The sequence below is a fragment of the Rhodanobacter sp. AS-Z3 genome (genome assembly GCF_029224025.1).
Lineage (GTDB): Bacteria > Pseudomonadota > Gammaproteobacteria > Xanthomonadales > Rhodanobacteraceae > Rhodanobacter.
On record NZ_CP119392.1, the window covers coordinates 83,824 to 104,129 of the forward strand.

Genomic DNA, 20,306 nt, shown 5'->3' on the forward strand with positions numbered 1-20,306 from the left:
TGCCGGATTCAGTCCGCAGGCTGGGCGGGTTGGCCAGCATCGCCGAAGCTGAAGCCCAACGCGTCGGTGACCTCGCGCACGCTGCCGCACAACTGCGCCAACGCCGGCTCGCGCGGCGCAATACGTGAGCGCAGGTCGAGCGTGCAAGCCAGCGCGCGCTGCAACAAGTCGGCGTGAGCCACCGCCAGGATCGCAGCCTGATTATTGCCCAGCAGGCCGGCAATCCGGCAAGCCTCGATCAGGCCGGCATTGGCGGTGACGCCCAGCAGCGCCGGCGTTTGGGCAGCATGCGCGAGCACCAGTCCCTGCAAGGCAAATTCGATATCAAGCAGACCACCGTGGCCTTGCTTCAGATCGAACTGCTGCTCGTCCGAACGATCACGCTCGGCCCGCCAGCGTTCACGCATGTTGCCGACCTCGGCCAAGACCGTGGCGCGTTCCCGCGGCACCGCCAGAACATCCCGCCGCACCACCGCGAGCTGGCCATTGAGACCCGCATCCCCAGCCACCGGGCGGGCGCGCAACAACGCCTGATGCTCCCACGTCCATGCGCGACTTTGCTGATACGCCACAAACGCTTCCAGGCTACCGACCAGCATGCCCTTGGAGCCATCCGGGCGCAGCCGCGTGTCGACTTCGTACAAACGCCCGCCGCGAGTCAGCACGGTCAGCCAGTTCATCGCCCGTTGCGCCAGCCGCTGGTACCAACGCGAACCTTCGATCGGCCGCGCGCCATCGCTCATCGCCTGCGCGCGGCGACCGTCGTAGACAAAGACCAGGTCCAGATCGGAGGCGAAGCCCAGCTCCTCGCCACCAAGGCTGCCGTAACCCAGTACGGAAAAGCCCGAACCCTCGCCGGGCAGACGACCGTGCTGGGCAACCAGTTCACGCTCGGCCAGACTCAGCACCGCACCCACCACCGACTCCGCCAGTGCCGCCAGTCGACGGGCGGTAGCAACGGCATCGGCGCGGCCATCGTTGAACGCCAGACCCAACCGGAACGCGGTGGATGCCTTGAACTCGTTGATTCGTTCCAGCTCCGCCTCGGCCTCGCGCTCCTCCAGCGTGCCCAGCACGCGGGCAATCTCGGCGGTGATGTCGGCACGCTTGAACGGCAGTTGATCGATGCGTGGATCAAGCACGTCGTCCAGCAGCAGCGGCTGGGCAATCACTCGTTCAGCCAGAAATGCGCTGTCGGCAAACAACCGCGCCAGCCGTCGGCGGGCCGCCGGCTGCTCTTCCAGCAAAGCCAGATACGAAGAGCGCCGCGCTACCGCCTGCATCAGCCGCACCAGCCGCAACAGACTGGACACCGGGGCGGTGGTCGCGCGCGCCGCCTCGAATAGCTGCGGCATCAAGTGATCGAGTCGTTCGCGCGACCGCGGCGACATGGCGCGCACCGAAGAGGCTTGCGGCAGTTTCAGCAACGCATCAACCAATTCAACTCCCGGCACGAAACCGGAGGCTTCGAGCAAGGCGCTTTCCAGTGACTCATCGCAGGCGTGCTGCCACAGTTGCAGATCGGCGATGGGTACGCTGGCAGAGCGCCCACCTTGCGGCATCAGTACCGCCGCGAATTCCTCGCTGACAATGGCGCGTTGCGTGGCCAGCGCTGCCTGCAAGCTGTCCCAGTCCGGATGATCCAGACTCAGCGCGATGCGCTCGCGACTCAGCGCATCCGCCGGAATGTCGTGGGTCTGCGCGTCGCGCAGCATCTGCACCCGGTTCTCGACCCGACGCAGCAGCACGTAGGCCTGGCGCAAGGCCTGCGCACGTGCGGCGGGAATATGGCCACGCGCTTCGCACGCCGTCAGTGCCGGCAACAGTCCGCGCACGCGCATCGATGGCTCGCGGCCCGCGCGGATCAACTGGGTCAACTGCACGATGAATTCAATCTCGCGGATGCCGCCCGGACCCAGCTTCAGGTTGTCCGCCAGGTCCTTGCGCGCCACTTCCGCATCGATCAGCGCCTTCATCTCGCGCAGGCCGGCGAAGGCGGTGTAATCAAGGTATTTACGATAGACAAACGGGCGCAACAATTCCTGCAGTTGCTTGCCGGCGCCGCGATCCCCCGCCACCGGGCGCGCCTTGATCCACGCGTAACGCTCCCAGTCACGTCCCTCGTTCTGGTAGTACTGCTCCATGGCGGCAAACGACAGCGCCAACCGGCCTGCCTTGCCAAATGGACGCAAGCGCATATCCACCCGCGCGCAGATGCCGTCCATGGTCGGTTCGTTGAGCAGACGAACCAGTTGACGGCCGAGTCGAACGAAGTATTCGCTGTTGTCCAGCGGTCGCGCGCCATCCGTCTGGCCACCTTGCGGGTAGGCAAAAACCAGGTCGATGTCCGAGGAGAAATTCAGCTCCGATCCACCCAGCTTGCCGAAACCAATCACCAGCAGGCGCTGCGGCTTGCCATCCGCATCGCGGCTGGAGCCATAGCGCTCGGCGAGCATGCGTTCGGACCAACCGAGCGCCTGCTCGATCAGCACCTCGTACAGCACGCTGGTGGCCGACAGTGTTTCCGGCAGATCATCCAGCCCGTTGGCGTCACGAAACACCAGCCGCAACGCCTCGGCATGGCGGAACCGCCGCAAAGCAACCATGCAACCTGCTTCATCGACGGGAAGCTTCAACGCATCGACCCGTGCACTGGCATCGCTGCCGGATCGCAGCCGCTCCAGTCCAGCCGGGGCCAGCAATTGCGGCTGACGACACCAGGTGTCGAAGGCGAAATCGCTGGCCAGCAGGGTGCGCCGGATACGCTCGGCGACGCCCGCATCGTCGTGCAGCGGCACGCCGGCTGCACGACAGCGACTGGCGAGTTCACCGTAACGATCATCAATCAGCGCGCGCAGCGCAGGGGTGGCCGGATGAGTCATTGTCGCATTGTGCCGCATGGCGGCCGACTGTCGGCAGTGCGTTCATCGCATGATCGTGCCTGATCAGGGCGCCACCCGCCTTTGACAGCGGCGGTGCACCCACTTGCTGTTCATCTCGATAGCATTACATTGGCGCGTCCCTACCATGACCGCCAAAGCAGGACTGCGATGTCAGCACCCTCCAAGCCTTCCCTTTCGCGCGGGCGACTTCTTGCCACGCGCACGATCCTGGTGCTGTTGCTTGCACTGGCTTTCGTGCTGCTGACTGGCTGGGTCGACGGCGGCGTCGGGGTGGTCCCGCTGCGTATTTTCGACCAGGCCCGTTTCCCGCTGGCCAACGCGTGGCCCGGCTTGCTGCTGGCACTGCTGTTGCTGGCCATCAGTCGCCGCGCATGGCTGTCGTTTGCGCTGGCGTTTCTGTTGCAGGGTTTGATCTACGCGGTGAACGCGCTGAAGGTGGCCAACCTCGGAACACCCTTGCTGCCGGATGATTTTCGCATTGTCGGCCAGCTGCACAAGGGTGGCATGCACCTGCTATCCGGCTACCTGCCGCACAGCCCATGGCCGTACCTCGGCGTGCTGGTTGCGGTGGTCGTGCTTGTCACCGCGTGGCGGCTGGAGCCGCCGCTGTTCGAGCGCCACCCACGACTGCCGCGCTTGCTTGGGGGCAGCCTGGCGGCGCTGGGCTTGATCAGCATGCTGGCCGGCGTTTCGACATGGACGAAAATCTACAACGCCAGGACGTTGTGGCTGGAGCCCTGGTCGGCCATCTCCACCACGACCCATTCCGGCCTGATCAGCTCGCTGATGATGTTCCATCTGCAGTACGGCAAGGCCGCACGCAAGCCGGACCGTGCCGCTGCCATGCAACTGATCAACCAATCCTTGCCGACCCTGCTGCAATCCATGCCGGCAACCACACCAGCTGCCGCGCTGCCCGATATCGTGGTGATACAGAGCGAGTCATTTTTCGACCCGACCATCATGCGCGGTTATGAGCGCAGCAATTTCGCGCCCAATCTGGCGCGGCTCGCCGCACATGGCACCAGCGGCAAACTGCATGTGCCCACGTTCGGTGGCGGCACCATTCGCACCGAGTTTGAATTCCTCACCGGCCTGTCGCTGCGCTATTTCGACAACCTGCAATTCCCGTATCTGCAAATGAGTCACAAGGCGCTGCCGGGGCTGGTGCGCACGTTGAGCCGGCACGGCTATGCCACGTTGGCGCTGCATGGCAATGACCCGGCGTTCTGGAATCGCACCACGGCCATGAAGGCGATTGGCTTCGATCAGTTTGTCTCGCAATCCTCGTTCCCGTCATCGGCAGTCAATGACGGCAAGTACATGGCCGACAGCGCCATGACCGACCAGGTCATGACGCTGCTCAAGGATCACGGGCCACCGCAGTTCATCTTCGCCATCAGCATCGAAGCGCATGGCCCTTACGATGTCGAGCCCACGCATGTCGCCGAGCGCGATGCCATTCCCGTACCTGACGGGATCACCGGCAGGGACAAGCTTGAGCTGCAGACTTACCTGTATCACCTGCAGCATGCCGATGCCGAACTGGGCCGGTTGGTGAAGCTGCTGGCGCAGCGCGAACGCCCCAGCGTGGTGGTTTTCTACGGCGATCATTTGCCGGCGCTGAGCAACAGCTACCATACCGCCGGCTTCGTCGACGGTGGTGACATGCTCGGTCAGGCCGGCGTGTGGCTGATGGTGGACCCCAAACAGCCGGCCCAACCCAGCCAGGTGGACACCGCCTCGTGGCTGCTGCCGGGCAAGCTGCTTGCACACATCGGCATTCACGATGATCCGTATTTCGCGCTGACCGAACTGGTCGGCCCGCAACTCGCCGCACTCACTGAAGCGCCCGGCGCGCCACCGCTCCCTGAGGGCGATCAACAGCAGCAGCTGGATAAAGCCATGGCCAGCATTGACCAGCTGCGCATGGATGGAAAGCTGGACAAGCTGTGGCCAGCGCCGTTGCAGGCAGCGGCGGCGCGTGACGATCAGCCACCACCGCAACCGACGAGTAACGCCGCGGGCGCCGCAGCGCACTAGGCGCAAGCATGACCGGCGCGGCGTTCTGACTGACGGCCATCTCGACTAACCCGGGAAGCCCGCATCCGGCCTTATGCCGCCGGTGGAGGTCGGGCTGTGCAGGCGTCAGGCGTCCGCGAAATCAGCGCGACTTCTTGAACGTCCTGGAGCAACCGCGCAGCCACTCCATGGCACCCAGCTGCTGCCACAAGGCCAGCGTTTCAGATCGATAAATCCACGCCTCGTCGTCTCCACCGATACTCACACCCCATTGAGCTCGCGCTGGCGGCTTGGGATTGGTCTTGAGCAGCCAGCTCAAGAGTTTGGGATACGCCTCCGCCGCCTTGGCCAACGCAGTTACGGCCAAACCAGCCTGCCCGGCAGCAAACAATGCCAGCGCATGGTTGTACTGCATCGCGGCGAAATCATCGGAGTAGCGCTCACACAGCGCCAAGGCGTCGGCGACGCGGCCCACGTGCAGGTAGCCGCGCACCAGGGAATGGCGGAAGCCCTGGTTGTCAGAGGGGTTGAGTACCAGTACCAGCCACTCCAGCCTGGCCAGTTCTGTTTCACCGAGCGATTCGCCCCCGTCGATCGCAATGCGATGGCCGATCAGGTTCAAGGCCGGGCGATTCTCCAGCCAGCCCCATTCAAGTCGCTTGTTCTGGGCATGATTCGCCGTCAGCACTTCGCGCAGCAATCGCTCGGCACGATCAAGCACGGGCAACACCACGGTATCGACGAGCAAGTCCATGCGCCACTCGCGCATGGTTTCAACGATGGTATCTAGCACCTCGAAGGCATTCCAGAGCAGCGGTTGCTCGCGCAACAGCGGCAGCCACGCCGCCATCTCGGCACGTTTGGCGGGAGCCGCCAACGGCGAATGGCTAAGCGGCGACGCGACGCTGTGCCAGCGCAGCAAGGCTTTTTCAAGCGCAGGCGTCGGCTCCAGAGGACCGGCATCGTCTTTGTTGGGTGAGAGCGTGTAAGACGAAGTGATCGGAGGTGCGGCCTGCAATGACTCGACCAATTCGCGCAGACCCGGCTGATTGTCAAACACGCGCCGGGTCAATGCCTGCTCACCGTGGGCGGCAACTTCGCGCATGAATTCGACCAGCTCCGCCAACGCCGGGTCGCGCATGGCCGTCAGACGATGTACCCAGAACCGCGCGCGCTCACGTGCCTGCACATGGTCGCCCTGGGAAATCAGCAAGGTGATTTCAAGGTGCGCCAGCGAGGGTGACTGCGGATCGGCGCGTTGCGCCTCGCCGAACATTTGCCATGCGGCAGCGTAGTCGCCGGCATCGGCACGCATGGTGCTGGTGCGTTGCAAGGCCGCCGAACGCATGCGCTGGTCACCGCCACTTATCGCCCGACTGAGCAACTGGGCTTTCTTGCGCGGTTTGTGCAGCTCGGTGTAGGCATCGAGCAGCATGTCGAACAGCTCCTCATGCTCGGCGCGGATGTCCGTATCGTGGACAAACCACGGCTCAAGCAGGGTACAAGTGTCCTTGGCACGACCGTCGGCATTCATCTGCCAGGCGGCATCGAACATCTGGTCCATCGATACATGACTACCGGCCAGTTCCGCCCAGCGGCGCTTTGGCAAACTATCCAGCACCATCGGCAGCGGATTCATGTCCAACGGCGGCATGTTCTGCTCGATCTCCAGGCAGCACTGTTTGTATTTGCGCAGGGAGCCACACGAACACGGATCGTTACGGCCGGGCACCGACAACATACCCGGCGCATAACGCGCTGCCGGGTGCGGAGTCCGTCGCCAGAGCTGACGCGACATGCAGGAAACCAGGGGCCAGGTCAGCGTGTCATCGCGAAGATCCGCAGGCAGCCGGGCATGCTTCGTCCTCAGCCGCTCAACGTAGTCCTGGTAACCCACCTCGTGCGCAATCAACGTCGCGCAGTATTGCCAGATTTCATCGAGCGCCTGCGAGAAGGCCGCCCGTGGTGTATTCGCATTCATCGCATGATTATCTCTGGAAGAGTGCGTGCGGCTGCCGAACAGATCCACAATCCAAAAAAAACCCCGCCGAAGCGGGGTTTTTCATGTTGCAAAGGCTCTTGCTGAGCAGCACGGTCATGACTGACCGTTCTTGATACTCGCCATCAGGTGTGATGACGAGTATCAGCCACTTAGAAGTCCATACCGCCCATGCCACCCATGCCGCCGCCCATGCCGCCGCCGCCATGGCTATGGCCTTCGTCCTTCTTCGGCGCTTCAGCAACAATCGCCTCGGTGGTGATCGCCAGACCGGCAACCGACGCGGCGTGCTGCAGAGCCGAACGGGTCACCTTGGTCGGATCCAGGATACCCATTTCGATCATGTCGCCGTACTCACCGGTCGCCGCGTTGTAGCCGAAGTTGCCCTTGCCTTCCTTGACCTTGTTCAGCACCACGGACGGCTCTTCACCGGCATTGGCGACGATCGCACGCAGCGGCGCTTCAAGCGCACGGCGGGTGATCGCAATGCCCAGGTCCTGATCGGTGTTGTCGCCCTTCAGGCCTTCGACCGCCTTCAGTGCGCGGATCAGCGCCACGCCACCGCCGGGCACCACGCCTTCTTCGACCGCTGCGCGCGTAGCGTGCAGGGCGTCTTCAACGCGGGCCTTCTTTTCCTTCATTTCGATCTCGGTGCTGGCACCAACCTTGATGACGGCAACACCGCCAGCCAACTTGGCCACCCGCTCCTGCAGCTTCTCGCGGTCATAGTCGGACGAGGTCTCTTCGATCTGCGCCTTGATCTGTCCGATACGCGACTGGATCTTCTCTGCTTCACCGGCACCATCAATGATGGTGGTGTTTTCCTTGGTGATGACGATGCGCTTGGCGCGACCCAGATCGGCGATCGTGGTCTTCTCCAGCGACAAGCCCACTTCCTCGGACACCACCTGGCCGTTGGTCAGCACGGCGATGTCTTCCAGAATCGCCTTGCGACGATCACCGAAGCCCGGCGCCTTGACGGCAGCAACCTTGACGATGCCGCGGATGGTATTGACCACCAGGGTGGCCAGCGCCTCGCCTTCGACTTCCTCGGCGACGATCAGCAGCGGCTTGCCCGCCTTGGCAACCGCTTCCAGCACCGGCAGCAACTCGCGGACGTTGGAGACCTTCTTGTCGTGGATCAGGATGTACGGGTCATCCAGCTCGACCTGCTGGCTCTGCTGGTTGTTGATGAAGTACGGCGACAGGTAGCCGCGATCGAACTGCATGCCCTCGACCACATCGAGCTCGTTGTCCAGGCCCGAGCCTTCTTCAACCGTGATCACGCCTTCCTTGCCGACCTTCTTCATTGCGGTGGCAATGATGTCGCCGATATTGGTATCGGAGTTGGCCGAGATCGTACCGACCTGGGCGATTTCCTTGTCGTTCGCGGTCGGGTTGGACAGCTTCTTGAGCTCGCCGACGGCAGCCGAGACGGCCTTGTCGATGCCGCGCTTCAGATCCATCGGGTTCATGCCGGCTGCAACAGCCTTCATGCCTTCCTGGATGAACGCCTGCGCCAGCACAGTCGCGGTGGTGGTGCCGTCGCCAGCGACGTCGGAGGTCTTGGAAGCGGCTTCCTTGACGATCTGCGCGCCAAGGTTCTCGTACTTGTCAGCCAGCTCGATTTCCTTGGCGACGGAGACGCCGTCCTTGGTAATCGTCGGGGCGCCGAAGCTCTTCTCGAGCACGACATTGCGGCCCTTGGGACCGAGGGTGACCTTGACGGCATTGGCGAGGGTGTTGACACCCTTCAGCATGCGGGCGCGGGCGTCTTCGCCGAAACGGACTTCTTTAGCAGACATAATTTTTTTGCCTCAAAAAAATTGAATAAGAATGGGAGGTGTCGCGAAAGAACTAAAAGAAGGAGCCAACGGCGACTGGCGTGCGCGGTTTGTACCTTTACTCGCGCTCAACCAACCCGAGCCCCAACGAATCAGCCTTCGATCACAGCCACGATGTCGTCTTCCTTCAGGAACACGAGGTCTTCGCCGTCGATCTTGATTTCCTGGCCGGCGTACTTGCCGAACAGCACGGTGTCGCCAGCCTTCAACGACATCGGGCGGATCTTGCCATCGGCCATGATCAGGCCGGTACCGGCAGCAACGACCTTGCCGCGGGTCGGCTTTTCGGTGGCGCTGTCGGGGATGACGATGCCGCCGGCGGAGACGCGCTCTTCTTCGAGGCGCTTGACGATGACGCGATCATGCAACGGACGCAATGTGCTCATGGAGGACTCCAATTGGTTCAACTGGTTGATGGACAAGGCTTTCAGAACCCGGACCGGCAGTTCTGTTAGCACTCGATGGTAATGAGTGCCAATTTTACGCAGATAGCATCCCGCAGCAAGATGTTTGTTACGCGGGGATGCCACAGACATTGGGCAACACCCGCCCTCTTTCAAGGGTGCGCCGGCGAATCGGCGATGTGCCCGGCAGACCACCTCGGCTACGCTGAAAGCATGAATACCACCGATCCCGCCGCTGTTCTGCTCTGCTATTGCAGCTGTCCCGACGAGGCCACGGCCCGGCAACTTGCCGAAACCCTGGTCGGCGAACGGCTTGCCGCCTGCGTCAACCAGTTGCCCGGCGTGCGCTCGACCTATCGGTGGCAAGGCGAGCTCACCACTGACAGTGAAGTATTGTTGCTGATCAAGACCACCGCCGCGCGACTGCCCGCGTTACGGTCTCGCGTACTCGAACTGCATCGGTACGCGTTGCCCGAATTGATCGCCGTGCCGGTGACATGTGGCCACGAGGCCTATCTGCAATGGGTGCGCGACGGCGTGGAATGAACGAACAACCGGGCGTGGCAAAGTGAAGCGCCGCGACGGTCGGACTCCGGATACTGGGCCATAATGCCGGCCTGTTCGGTTTCACCAGCGTCACCGCCACCGGAGTCATGATGCGATCGTTATTTGTCGGCCCCCTCGCCGCTCGCCTGTTGATCTGGCTGGGCCTGCTGCTCGGCGCATGGCCCGCGCTGGCCCAGAACACGGCCGAACTGCTACCGGTGACCGAGGCTTACCAGCTCCGCACCGATGCCTCGACGCCGGGCGTGCTGAAGCTGCACTGGACGATTGCGCCGGACTATTACCTTTATCGCGGCCGGATGAAGTTCAAGGCGGGCGACGGCGTCACTCTGGGCGAGGCCCAATTGCCTGACGGCGAGAAGCATCACGACGAATACCTGGGTGACGTGGAGACCTACCACCACGGCGTCGACGCCAGCATTCCGTATACCGTCGCTGCCGGCACCAACCGACTGCAACTGAGCGTGCAATATCAGGGCTGCCACGAAGTCGATCCGAAGATCTGCTATCCACCGCATACCGAGAAGCTAGACCTGCCAGTGCCGGCAGCCGCTGGCGAGGTGCCGCCGAGTGCCGGCGGCACCAACACCGCGCTAGGTGTCGCACTGAGCAAGCTCGGCGCCAGCGCGACCGGCGCCAACACCGGCGCCGCCCTGCCCGAGGCGCAGGCGTTTCGTCTCGAAGCACTGATGCAGGGGCCACAAAAGCTGCTGCTGCGCTGGACGATGCCGAAGGGTTATTACCTGTATCGCGACCAGACCTCGCTGAAACTACTCGATGCCGGCGGGGTTTCGCTGCAGCCAGATTGGCCCGCGGGCACGACGCATCACGACGAGCATTACGGTCAGGTCACCGTGTATTTCGACCAGGTCGAACTACCCCTAACGCTGCAGGGCGATCTGGCCGGCCATCAGCAGATCGATCTGCAGGCGAGCTTTCAGGGTTGTCAGGACGGCGGACTGTGCTATCCGTTGATGACGCGCACGCTGCATCTCGATCTGGCCAGCAGCACACCAGCCGTCGCCGCGGTGGCTCCGGAGATGCCGCCAGCCACAATCGCCGGCGGTCCACTGCAAGTCAGCCTGGCGCTCGCGCTGCTGCTCGCGCTCGGTGGCGGGCTGGTGTTGAACCTGATGCCGTGCGTACTCCCGGTGCTGTCCATCAAGGCGGTCAGCGTACTGGAAAGCGGCGAAAGCCATGCCGTCGCGCGCCGCCACGCATTGTTCTACACCGCTGGCGTGCTGTGCAGTTTCGCTGCGTTGGGCCTGGGCATTCTGGCTTTGCGCACGGCCGGTCATGCGATGGGCTGGGGTTCGCAACTGCAGCAGCCGCTGGTGGTCGGCGTGCTGGCCTGCCTGATGCTGGCGGTCGGCTTGTCGATGTCGGGCGTAGTGCAGTTCGGCGCCTCGCTGGGCAACACCGGTGCCAGCCTTGCCACCCGCTCCGGGCCGGCCGGCGACTTCTTCACCGGCGTGCTTGCCGTCGTCGTGGCCAGTCCTTGCACTGCGCCGTTCATGGGCAGCGCGCTGGCTTATGCGTTTGCCGCACCGGTGGTCTCCGCCTTGCTGGTGTTCCTCATGCTCGGCGTCGGCCTGGCGCTGCCATTCCTGCTGATCGGCTTCGTGCCGGCGCTGGCGCGTCTGCTGCCACGACCGGGCCGCTGGATGGAAACGCTGAAGCAGGTGCTGGCGTTCCCGATGTACCTCACCGCGGTATGGCTGGTGTGGGTATTGGCCAACCAGCGCGGCGCCGATGCGGTTGGCCTGGTGCTGGTGGCGATGGTGTTGTTGGCGATGACGTTGTGGTGGTTTGAACGCAGTCGCTCGCGCGGCGCGGTCAGCAAGTTTGCGGTGATCGTGCTGGCCATGGCCACGGTGGTGCCGATGGCGCTGCTTGCCCACGTGCGGCCAACGGCCAGTGTGGCTGCGAGCGTCGATGGGGTGGTCGCCTACAGCCCGGAAAAACTTGCCAGCCTGCGCGCCGCCGGCACGCCGGTGTTCGTCGACATGACCGCCGACTGGTGCGTCACCTGCAAAGCCAACGAGCACACCGTGCTGAACACCGATGCCTTCCATGACCTGCTCCAGCGTACTGGCGCGGTTTACATGAAAGGCGACTGGACCGACGTCAACCCGACCATCAGCGCGTTCCTGCAGCAATACAACTCGCCCGGCGTGCCGTTGTACGTGGTCTTCCCGAAGAACGGCGGACCCGGCCGGCAGCTGTCCACCGTGCTGACTCGCTCGATGGTGGACCAAGCGATCACTGAAGCCGCACGCTGATGCTCAGTCGCAGCAACTGGACCATCCTCGGCTTGGCGGTGCTGGCCGCCGCCGTGGGCGGCTACGTGCAGCATCGGCTGCAGAACGTTACCGCCGCACCCGACGACAGCGTGATGGCCTCGAGCGTCATCGGCCAGCCGCTGCCGGCGCTGAGCCTGCCCGATCTGGACGGCAAGCTGCATCGCCTCAGCGACTATCGCGGGCACCGCGTACTGATCAATTTCTGGGCCAGCTGGTGTCTGCCCTGCCTGCAGGAGATGCCGGCGCTGGTGAAAGTCCAGCAAAATTTCGGCGATCATGGTCCCATCGTGGTGGGAATTGCGATGGACGAGCCGGTTCACGTTCGTGCCTTTTTGGCCGTACATCCGGTTAATTACCCGATCTTGGTGGGCAAGCGTGACGCACCAAGTACCTCGCTTATCCTGGGGAATAGGCGGCAAAACCTTCCTTACAGCGTCCTTGTCGGCGACGATGGGCGCATCTTGGCTACACACGAAGGCGCCATGACGCTGGAACAGATGGCTTCGTGGCTATCGCCTTGAGCGGCAGCGCGAGGGACGGCAGCCAGCATACGGCTACGCACGGAAACCCCATCACTTCTCCGTCAAACATCGTCGATCTGCAGCGAACTGGACAAGTTTACGGACTACGCGCAAACTTCGCCCGGTTCCGGAATCTCCGAACGCGACCTGGACAACGACGTTGGCGAAAATTCTGGTCCTGCATGGACCCAACCTCAATTTGCTGGGTGCGCGTGAGCCGGAAATCTACGGACACGAGACGCTGGCCGACATCAACCAGCAACTGGTCGAACGCGCGCAAGCTGCGGGCCACGCGCTGGACTGGTTTCAGTCCAACGCCGAGCACGAACTGATCGGCCGGGTGCACCAGGGTCGCGACGACGGCACAGCGATGATTCTGTGCAACGCCGGCGCCTTCACGCATACCAGCATCGCGCTGCGCGACGCGTTCGCGGCGGTGGCGATCCCGTTTATTGAGGTGCACCTGTCCAACGTATTTTCGCGCGAGCCATTCCGCCACCACTCCCATCTTTCCGACATCGCGCTCGGCGTGATTTGCGGTTTCGGCAGCAACAGTTACCGGCTGGCATTGGACGCCGCCATGCAACGACTCCAGGCCACGGGCCCAGGCTGACCGCTGCCGACCAGACACTGTTCCTTTCCAGCTACTTCACGTGGCATGACTGACCAAAGGCTGATCCGATGGATTTGCGCAAAATCAAGAAACTGATCGACTTGCTCGAGGAATCCAACCTCGCCGAACTGGAGATCAAGGAGGGCGAAGAAGTGGTTCGCCTGTCGCGCGTGCCGAAGAACACCGCACCTGTCGCCGCTGCACCCATGATTGCCGCCGCACCCGTCGCGGCGGCTGCTCCGGCCGCCGTCGCACCGGTCGTGGCCGAGGCACCGTCCGCGCCAGCACTGCCGGCAGGTACCGTGATCAAGGCGCCGATGGTTGGCACTTTCTACGCTTCCGCCAGTCCGGGCACGCCGCCTTTCGTCAAGGTCGGTCAGCAGGTCAAGGCCGGCGAGACGCTCGGCGTGATCGAGGCGATGAAGATGTTCAACCAGATCGAGGCTGACGTCGCCGGCACCGTGCAGGCGATCCTGGTCGAGAACGGCCAGCCGGTGGAATTCGACGAACCCATGTTCGTGATTGCCTGAGGCCGCCGGGATGCTTGAGAAAGTCGTCATCGCCAATCGCGGCGAAATTGCGCTGCGGATCCTGCGCGCCTGCCACAGTCTGGGGATCAAGACCGTGGCGGTGCACTCCACCGTCGACCGCAACCTCAAACACGTTGGCCTCGCCGACGAGTCGATCTGCATCGGCCCCGGGCCGTCGGTCGACAGCTATCTCAATATCCCGCGGATCATTGCCGCGGCCGAGATCACCGACGCCCAGGCCATCCACCCCGGCTACGGCTTCCTGTCCGAGCGCGCCGATTTCGCCGAGCAGGTCGAGCAGTCCGGCTTCATCTTCATCGGACCGACGGCCGACGTGATCCGCCTGATGGGCGACAAGGTCGAAGCAATCCGTGCGATGAAGGCCGCCGGCGTGCCGTGCGTGCCGGGCTCAGGCGGGCCGCTCGGCGAAGACGTCGATGCCAACATCAAGATCGCTCGCGAGATCGGCTATCCGGTGATCATCAAGGCCGCCGGCGGCGGCGGCGGTCGCGGCATGCGCGTAGTGCGCACCGAGGCGCATCTGGGCAACTCCATCGTGATGACCAAGCAGGAAGCCAAGGCGGCTTTCGGCAACGACGTCGTCTATATGGAGAAATTCCTGGAAAACCCCCGCCACGTGGAAGTCCAGGTGCTGGCCGACGGTCAGGGCAATGCGATCCATCTGGGAGAGCGCGACTGCTCGATGCAGCGTCGCCATCAGAAAGTGGTCGAGGAAGCCCCCGCCCCCGGCATCACGCCGGAACTGCGTGCCGAGATCGGCAAGGTCTGCGTGGATGCCTGCATCCGCATCGGCTATCGCGGCGCCGGCACCTTCGAATTCCTGTTCGAGAATGGCCGTTTTTACTTCATCGAAATGAACACCCGCATCCAGGTCGAGCATCCGGTGACCGAGTTCATCACCGGTGTCGACCTGGTACGCGAGCAACTGCTGATCGCCGGCGGCGAGAAGCTGTCGATCAAGCAGGAAGACATCGTGATCCGCGGCCACTCAATCGAATGCCGCATCAACGCCGAAGACCCCGATACCTTCATGCCCAGCCCGGGTACGGTGAAGCGTTTCGAAGCCCCCGGCGGGCCCGGTGTGCGGGTTGATACGCACCTGTACGACGGCTACCGCATCCCGCCAAACTACGACTCGATGATCGGCAAGCTGATCGTGCACGGCCCGGACCGCGCGACGGCCATCGCGCGCATGCGCCTTGCGCTGGCCGAGACCGTGATTGAAGGGGTGAAATGCAACATCCCGCTGCAGCAGCGGATCATGGCCGACGTCGGTTTCCAGCACGGTGGACAAAACATCCACTATCTGGAAAAGCGCATGGCCGAACAGAAAGAGAAGGCCGCCACCGGCGTCTGACCCACCGCAGTAGCGCGCTCTGTGCGCGATGCTCTTCAGTCACGTGACGAAAAGCATCGCGCACGGGTGCGCTCCTGCCGCCATCGAATGACATCCATGCCTTTTCTCGAACTCTCGCTGATCGTCCGTCTCGAACACCAACCCGGTGCGGAAGAAGCACTGGAGGATCTTGGTGCGCTGTCGATCACCTTGCGCGACGCCGACGCCGAGACGCCTGACGAGCAGGCGATCTTCGAGCCGGGTGTGGGTGAGCTGCCATTGTGGCCGACGATCACGCTGAATGCGTTGTTCGAGGAGGGCGCCGACCGGCGTGGCTTGAGTGCCGCGCTGGGCGAACTGCTGCCATGGCTGGAACCGGATCAACTGAGCTTCACCGACGTCGCCGACCAGAACTGGGAACGTGCGTGGATGGACCAGTTTAAGCCGATGCCGTTCGGCCGCCGGCTGTGGATTTATCCGTGGAACATCGAACCACCCAGCGATGGAGACATCGTCGTGGTTCGGCTCGATCCCGGCCTCGCCTTCGGCAGCGGCACCCATCCCACCACCGCGCTGTGCCTGGAATGGCTCGACGGGCTGGAGCTCAGCGGCAAGACGGTCACCGATTACGGTTGCGGCTCCGGCATCCTGGCGATCGCCGCACTCAAGCTTGGTGCGATCAGCGCCGTCGGCGTCGACAACGACCCGCAGGCACTCACCGCCTCGGCCGACAATGCCGAGCGCAACGGCGTGGACAGCCAGCTCGCGGTGTTCCTGCCGCAGGATGTCGAGGCAGCAGCGGCCGATATCTTCATCGCCAACATTCTCGCTGGCCCGCTGAGTGAGCTGGCGCCGACCTTCGCTGCCGCCGCGAAGCCCGGTGCGCCGTTCGCGATTTCGGGCATTCTCGCGGGTCAGCAGGACGAGCTGCTGCAGCGTTACGCCGAGTGGTTCGAGGATTTGCGCGTGGACACCCGTGAGGATTGGGTGCGCATCAGTGGGCGTCGACGCCGCTGATCTGACGGCACGGCGAGCTTGAGGGCACGACCAGCCTGCTAAGCTTGGCCGATACCGATTCCAAGCGGCCCGCATGTATACCCAATGCCCCGAATGCCTGTCCGTGTTTTCACTGGATGCGCAGACTATTGCCAAGGCGAACGGCCATGTCGCGTGCAGTCATTGCGCCGCCAGCTTTGACAGTCTCGCCACGCTTACCGAGCAACTACCGCCGGAGCCCTTCGTCGAGTTGCTGCTGAACGAACCGGCGCTCGAACCCCCACTGCTGGATCTGGTGGTCTATCGGCCAAAGCCTGAAGTTCCCGCCGTCGTCGAGTTGCCCGCGATCGCACCACCTGCGATGCCTTCAGAAGATTTCTCGCAACTGGTTTTTGCACCGCGCTTTGCACAAAAAACCAGGACTCCGCCACCAGCCAAGTCAGCGCTGGGGCGGCAGCGGCGCTCAAGCAACGACAAGAGCTGGCCGTGGATGGTGGCCTGCGGCGTATTGACGCTGTTGCTTGCCGGCCAATTGGGCTGGGCCAAACGCGTCGACCTGATTCGCGATCCCCTCGTGGGCAGCTGGCTGCGCAGCACCTGCGCCACCCTCGGTTGCCGACTGCCACTGGTTGCCGCGCCTAAACGCCTGCGGCTGATAGCCAGCAACGTACAGGCCCACCCGAGCGTACCCAACGCCTTGATGATCAGCGCCAGCGTGAGCAACGATGCGGCGTTCGCGCAGCCTTATCCCGTGCTGACCATCACCTTGTCGAACGCGCAGGGTCAGCGCATCGCCATGCGCCGACTGCAGCCGGAGGAATACCTGGATGACACCGCGATCCTGCGGGCAGGCCTGCCGTCTGGCAGCAGCGCGGTGCTGCTGCTGGAAGTGGAAGATCCAGGCAAGAACGCTGTCGCGTTCGAGATCAGCTTCGAATGACACCACCGGCGGTACTTAAAATTATTCGTCCGCACGGGTAGACTCGACCATTCGCGCTCGCATGCAGCAACCGCATGTCAGAGTCGCCACGCAACCAACGTCTCATCCATAACCATTCGCGACGGCCCAAGCAGCCGTCGCTTCGTACGCGAGGGGAAATGTCCGTGAATGCCGTAAGACTGCCTGCTGATGAGTCCACCAAAATGGCCTCATCGCAGAACGCAGGCGCCCCTGTCTCCAGCCTGCATGGCCAGAGCGCGCTGAGTGAATGCGTCACCCGCACGGTGCGCCGCTACCTGGCCGACATCGGCGACACCGAGTGTGCCGAAGGCCTGCACGCACTGGTGTTGCGCGAGGTGGAAACGCCGATGCTGCGCGAAGTCTTGGCATTCCATGACGGCAACCAGAGTCGGGCCGCAAGCGCGCTGGGCATCAATCGCGCCACCTTGCGCAAGAAGCTGGCCGCACACGGCCTGCTGTAACTCGCACCGATAAAAAGCCGACCGGCGTTTGGCCGGCTATAATGACCGGCTTTCCCCCAACGGAAACCCGCTCATGCCTGCTCCCCAGCTCGTCCCGGTTCGTCGCGCCCTGCTCAGCGTTTCCGACAAGACCGGCCTGATCGACCTGGGCCGACGCCTCAGCGCCAGCGGCATCGAGCTGCTTTCGACTGGCGGCAGCGCCAAGGCACTGCGCGAAGCAGGCATTCCCGTCATCGACGTCAGCGACGTCACTGGTTTCCCGGAAATCATGGACGGTCGCGTCAAGACCCTGCACCCGAAAGTACACGGTGGCCTGCTGGGTCGTCGCGGCACCGACGATGCGGTGATGGCCGAACTGGGCATCGCACCAATCGATCTGCTGGTGCTCAATCTCTATCCGTTCGAAGCGACCGTGGCCAAGCCTGGCTGCACGCTGGAAGATGCAATTGAGAACATCGACATCGGTGGTCCGGCGATGCTGCGGTCGGCGGCAAAGAACTGGAACGACGTCGGCGTACTCACCTCGCCCGAGCAGTATGAAAGCGCCTTGGCCGAGATCGAACAGCACGGTGGATTGAGTCGCGCCACCCGCTTCAAGCTGGCGGTAACAGCGTTCAACCGCGTAGCGAACTACGGTGGCGCAATCAGCGACTATCTGTCCGGACTGGAACTCAACGAGACGCAGGAAACCATCACCGGCCATGCCGCGTTCCCGGCGCAGGTCAATGGTCGCTTCACCAAGGTAATGGACCTGCGCTACGGGGAAAATCCGCATCAGCAGGCTGCGTTCTACAGCGACCTTTATCCGCATGCGGGCACCTTCGCGACGTTCCGCCAGTTGCAGGGCAAGGAACTCTCGTTCAACAACATCGCCGACGCCGATGCGGCGTGGGAATGTGTGCGCAGCTTCGTCAAGCCAGCTTGCGTCATCGTCAAGCACGCGAACCCCTGCGGCGTAGCGGTGAGCCTGGACGGTATCGGCAAGGCCTATGATCTGGCCTTCCAGACCGATCCGACTTCAGCCTTCGGCGGCATCATTGCATTCAACCGCGAAGTCGATGTTGCTACCGCGAAAGCGATCGTCGAACGCCAGTTTGTCGAAGTGGTGCTGGCACCGGCCTATGCAGAAGACGCACTGAAAGCCTTCCACAAGAAGGGCAACGTGCGCGTGCTGGTGATTCCACTGCCTGCCGACGGCAATCTGCTCGGCGCGCATCCGGGCGGCCATTCCAAGCGCGTGGGTTCCGGCCTGCTGATCCAGACTGCCGATACCGGCATGATCAGCGCGGCCGACCTGAAAGTCGTCACGCGCAAGGCGCCGACCGAAGCGCAGATCCACGACCTGATCTTCGCCTGGAAGGTGGCCAAGTTCGTCAAGTCCAACGCCATCGTCTACGCACGCGACCGCCAGACCATCGGTATCGGGGCCGGCCAGATGAGCCGCGTGTACAGCGCGAAGATTGCCGGCATCAAGGCGGCCGACGAGAAGCTCGAAGTGCGTGGTTCGGTAATGGCCAGCGACGCATTCTTCCCGTTCCGCGACGGCATCGATGCCGCTGCCGCCGCTGGCATCAGCGCGGTGATCCAACCCGGCGGTTCGATGCGCGATGCCGAAGTGATTGCTGCCGCCGACGAACACGACATGGCGATGGTGTTCACCGGGATGCGCCACTTCCGGCATTGAGTCCCGGCGCACAGCGGCGCAGCACGTGAGCGGGACTTAGAAAATCGCGATCACGATTGCGCCGCTGACAATCAGCAACCCGCCGATCAACATGGACAGACTGGGCTTCTCGCCAAGAAACACCAGCCCCAGCACGATGACCAGCGCCACGCTGAGCTTGTCGATCGGCGCCACCTTGCTCACCGGGCCCAGTTGCAGGGCGCGGTAGTAGCACAGCCACGATAGCCCCGTGGCGATGCCGGAAAGGATCAGGAATACCCAGCTGTTCAGCGGCAAGCCGGTCGGCTTCGCCCACTCCTGGCGCAGGCTGAGAATGCCGGCGGTAACGATCAGGATGACGATGGTGCGGATGAAGGTGGCAAGGTTGGAGTTGATGCCAGCCACGCCAAGTTTGCCGAACAGCGCCGTCAAGGCGGCAAACAACGCCGAGCCCAACGCAAACAGCAGCCAGCTTTCACGCAGTTGCATCGCACGCCCTCACCGCAGAGATGACTCGCGTTACCGACACTTCAGGTGCCGGCAACGCGGTTTGGAGGCAACTCAGTGGCCACCGTCTTTGGTTGACGAATCACTCGGCTCGGCCGGTGGGCGCGGCTTGCCCCACTCCAGCACCTTGTACATCACCGGACCCACCGGTTTCTGGCCGTGTTCGTCGACCAGCCGGCCCTGCGGATCGACCATGTAGGTCTGGGCGATGCCGCTTTTCGGGGTGACCACTACCATGTAGACACGGCCATTGCGGGCGTATTCCTGAATGCTGTTGTCGCCTTGCTGGCGTACGCGCACCTCGGGCACCGACTCGTTACGTGCGTGCTGTGCACCACCATCATCATGCATCGCCGGCAGTGCCTGCGGCTTCAGATCAAGCGACTTGGCCGCTGTAGCTGGTGCAGGGACACTCTTCGCCCTGGTTGCCGGCGGGCTGGTCGCCTTCACGCCCGGATCATTGATGCCGGGAGGCGGCGGAACGTCCGTCGACGGCGCCGACTGTGCCAACACGTTCGATGCAAGCAGGCTCGACGCAAACAGGACGCTGGCGACAGCCAGCAACGCGGCGGTTTTCATGGCGGCAACCTCGTTCGGGGAAAACAGCATAGCAGCGCATCAGCTTGCCATCGTGAAGCGCGACGTTTCGTCCTGCATG

The 20,306-nt window shown here is 63.3% G+C and carries 17 protein-coding genes; 11 read left to right on the forward strand and 6 right to left on the reverse strand.

The annotated features are described in order from the left end of the window. Positions 1 to 8 precede the first annotated feature (8 nt). Entirely contained in the window at positions 9 to 2,882 is a 2,874-nt protein-coding gene (glnE, locus tag PY254_RS00360) for a bifunctional [glutamate--ammonia ligase]-adenylyl-L-tyrosine phosphorylase/[glutamate--ammonia-ligase] adenylyltransferase (protein ID WP_281013502.1), read from the reverse strand. A gap of 168 nt (positions 2,883 to 3,050) precedes the next feature. Between glnE and PY254_RS00365 the strand changes: the two genes are divergently transcribed. Next, positions 3,051 to 4,946, forward strand: coding sequence for an LTA synthase family protein (locus PY254_RS00365; protein ID WP_281013503.1), 1,896 nt, complete (start codon positions 3,051 to 3,053; stop codon positions 4,944 to 4,946). A gap of 121 nt (positions 4,947 to 5,067) precedes the next feature. Here PY254_RS00365 and PY254_RS00370 read toward each other — a convergent pair whose 3' ends face one another. The 3 genes from PY254_RS00370 to PY254_RS00380 form a co-directional block, all read right to left on the reverse strand. After that, positions 5,068 to 6,906 (reverse strand): YecA family protein, encoded by a 1,839-nt coding sequence (locus tag PY254_RS00370; RefSeq protein WP_281013504.1) that lies wholly within the window; start codon positions 6,904 to 6,906, stop codon positions 5,068 to 5,070. Between the two features lie 170 nt (positions 6,907 to 7,076). Further along, the gene (groL, locus tag PY254_RS00375) at positions 7,077 to 8,729 is read right to left on the reverse strand and encodes a chaperonin GroEL (RefSeq protein WP_281013505.1); all 1,653 of its coding nucleotides are present in this window, start codon (positions 8,727 to 8,729) and stop codon (positions 7,077 to 7,079) included. A 131-nt stretch (positions 8,730 to 8,860) separates the two neighbouring features. Then, positions 8,861 to 9,154, reverse strand: coding sequence for a co-chaperone GroES (locus PY254_RS00380; protein ID WP_281013506.1), 294 nt, complete (start codon positions 9,152 to 9,154; stop codon positions 8,861 to 8,863). 231 nt (positions 9,155 to 9,385) lie between these two features. Between PY254_RS00380 and cutA the strand changes: the two genes are divergently transcribed. The 10 genes from cutA to purH all read left to right on the forward strand — a co-directional run bounded on the left by cutA (position 9,386) and on the right by purH (position 19,162). Next, the gene (gene cutA / locus PY254_RS00385; RefSeq protein ID WP_281013507.1) at positions 9,386 to 9,718 is read left to right on the forward strand and encodes a divalent-cation tolerance protein CutA; all 333 of its coding nucleotides are present in this window, start codon (positions 9,386 to 9,388) and stop codon (positions 9,716 to 9,718) included. 110 nt (positions 9,719 to 9,828) lie between these two features. Continuing rightward, positions 9,829 to 12,018, forward strand: coding sequence for a protein-disulfide reductase DsbD family protein (locus PY254_RS00390; RefSeq protein WP_281013508.1), 2,190 nt, complete (start codon positions 9,829 to 9,831; stop codon positions 12,016 to 12,018). Between the two features lie 38 nt (positions 12,019 to 12,056). Beyond that, positions 12,057 to 12,560 carry a TlpA family protein disulfide reductase gene (locus PY254_RS00395; protein WP_345781831.1) on the forward strand — a complete coding sequence of 168 codons (504 nt, stop codon included), beginning with the start codon at positions 12,057 to 12,059 and terminating at the stop codon, positions 12,558 to 12,560. Between the two features lie 160 nt (positions 12,561 to 12,720). Further along, positions 12,721 to 13,173 carry a type II 3-dehydroquinate dehydratase gene (gene aroQ, locus PY254_RS00400; RefSeq protein ID WP_281013511.1) on the forward strand — a complete coding sequence of 151 codons (453 nt, stop codon included), beginning with the start codon at positions 12,721 to 12,723 and terminating at the stop codon, positions 13,171 to 13,173. Between the two features lie 68 nt (positions 13,174 to 13,241). Then, positions 13,242 to 13,703, forward strand: a complete 462-nt coding sequence (gene accB, locus PY254_RS00405) for an acetyl-CoA carboxylase biotin carboxyl carrier protein (RefSeq protein WP_281013512.1) — start codon at positions 13,242 to 13,244, stop codon at positions 13,701 to 13,703. Between the two features lie 10 nt (positions 13,704 to 13,713). Beyond that, positions 13,714 to 15,081 (forward strand): acetyl-CoA carboxylase biotin carboxylase subunit, encoded by a 1,368-nt coding sequence (gene accC, locus PY254_RS00410; protein ID WP_281013513.1) that lies wholly within the window; start codon positions 13,714 to 13,716, stop codon positions 15,079 to 15,081. A 96-nt stretch (positions 15,082 to 15,177) separates the two neighbouring features. Further along, the gene (gene prmA / locus PY254_RS00415; protein WP_281013514.1) at positions 15,178 to 16,077 is read left to right on the forward strand and encodes a 50S ribosomal protein L11 methyltransferase; all 900 of its coding nucleotides are present in this window, start codon (positions 15,178 to 15,180) and stop codon (positions 16,075 to 16,077) included. Between the two features lie 73 nt (positions 16,078 to 16,150). Further along, positions 16,151 to 16,996, forward strand: coding sequence for a zinc-ribbon and DUF3426 domain-containing protein (locus PY254_RS00420; protein WP_281013515.1), 846 nt, complete (start codon positions 16,151 to 16,153; stop codon positions 16,994 to 16,996). A 203-nt stretch (positions 16,997 to 17,199) separates the two neighbouring features. Continuing rightward, positions 17,200 to 17,478 (forward strand): helix-turn-helix domain-containing protein, encoded by a 279-nt coding sequence (locus PY254_RS00425; RefSeq protein WP_281013516.1) that lies wholly within the window; start codon positions 17,200 to 17,202, stop codon positions 17,476 to 17,478. A gap of 73 nt (positions 17,479 to 17,551) precedes the next feature. After that, a complete protein-coding gene (gene purH, locus PY254_RS00430) occupies positions 17,552 to 19,162 on the forward strand; it encodes a bifunctional phosphoribosylaminoimidazolecarboxamide formyltransferase/IMP cyclohydrolase (RefSeq protein ID WP_281013517.1) in 1,611 nt (536 codons plus the stop codon). A 36-nt stretch (positions 19,163 to 19,198) separates the two neighbouring features. On the opposite strand, the gene PY254_RS00435 is transcribed toward purH, so the two are convergent. Then, complete coding sequence (locus PY254_RS00435; protein WP_281013518.1) at positions 19,199 to 19,630, reverse strand: EamA family transporter; 432 nt, start codon at positions 19,628 to 19,630, stop codon at positions 19,199 to 19,201. Between the two features lie 72 nt (positions 19,631 to 19,702). Then, positions 19,703 to 20,227: a DUF2782 domain-containing protein gene (locus PY254_RS00440; RefSeq protein WP_281013519.1), complete on the reverse strand. Its 525-nt coding sequence runs from the start codon at positions 20,225 to 20,227 to the stop codon at positions 19,703 to 19,705. Between the last annotated feature and the right edge of the window lie 79 nt (positions 20,228 to 20,306).

Bases quoted from the DNA above. Each gene is read 5' to 3' on its own strand.
- glnE (WP_281013502.1), bottom strand. From the start codon at position 2,882: ATGACTCATCCGGCCACCCCTGCGCTGCGCGCGCTGATTGATGATCGT.
- PY254_RS00365 (WP_281013503.1), top strand. From the start codon at position 3,051: ATGTCAGCACCCTCCAAGCCTTCCCTTTCGCGCGGGCGACTTCTTGCC.
- PY254_RS00370 (WP_281013504.1), bottom strand. From the start codon at position 6,906: ATGAATGCGAATACACCACGGGCGGCCTTCTCGCAGGCGCTCGATGAA.
- groL (WP_281013505.1), bottom strand. From the start codon at position 8,729: ATGTCTGCTAAAGAAGTCCGTTTCGGCGAAGACGCCCGCGCCCGCATG.
- PY254_RS00380 (WP_281013506.1), bottom strand. From the start codon at position 9,154: ATGAGCACATTGCGTCCGTTGCATGATCGCGTCATCGTCAAGCGCCTC.
- cutA (WP_281013507.1), top strand. From the start codon at position 9,386: ATGAATACCACCGATCCCGCCGCTGTTCTGCTCTGCTATTGCAGCTGT.
- PY254_RS00390 (WP_281013508.1), top strand. From the start codon at position 9,829: ATGCGATCGTTATTTGTCGGCCCCCTCGCCGCTCGCCTGTTGATCTGG.
- accB (WP_281013512.1), top strand. From the start codon at position 13,242: ATGGATTTGCGCAAAATCAAGAAACTGATCGACTTGCTCGAGGAATCC.
- accC (WP_281013513.1), top strand. From the start codon at position 13,714: ATGCTTGAGAAAGTCGTCATCGCCAATCGCGGCGAAATTGCGCTGCGG.
- prmA (WP_281013514.1), top strand. From the start codon at position 15,178: ATGCCTTTTCTCGAACTCTCGCTGATCGTCCGTCTCGAACACCAACCC.
- PY254_RS00420 (WP_281013515.1), top strand. From the start codon at position 16,151: ATGTATACCCAATGCCCCGAATGCCTGTCCGTGTTTTCACTGGATGCG.
- PY254_RS00425 (WP_281013516.1), top strand. From the start codon at position 17,200: ATGGCCTCATCGCAGAACGCAGGCGCCCCTGTCTCCAGCCTGCATGGC.
- purH (WP_281013517.1), top strand. From the start codon at position 17,552: ATGCCTGCTCCCCAGCTCGTCCCGGTTCGTCGCGCCCTGCTCAGCGTT.
- PY254_RS00435 (WP_281013518.1), bottom strand. From the start codon at position 19,630: ATGCAACTGCGTGAAAGCTGGCTGCTGTTTGCGTTGGGCTCGGCGTTG.
- PY254_RS00440 (WP_281013519.1), bottom strand. From the start codon at position 20,227: ATGAAAACCGCCGCGTTGCTGGCTGTCGCCAGCGTCCTGTTTGCGTCG.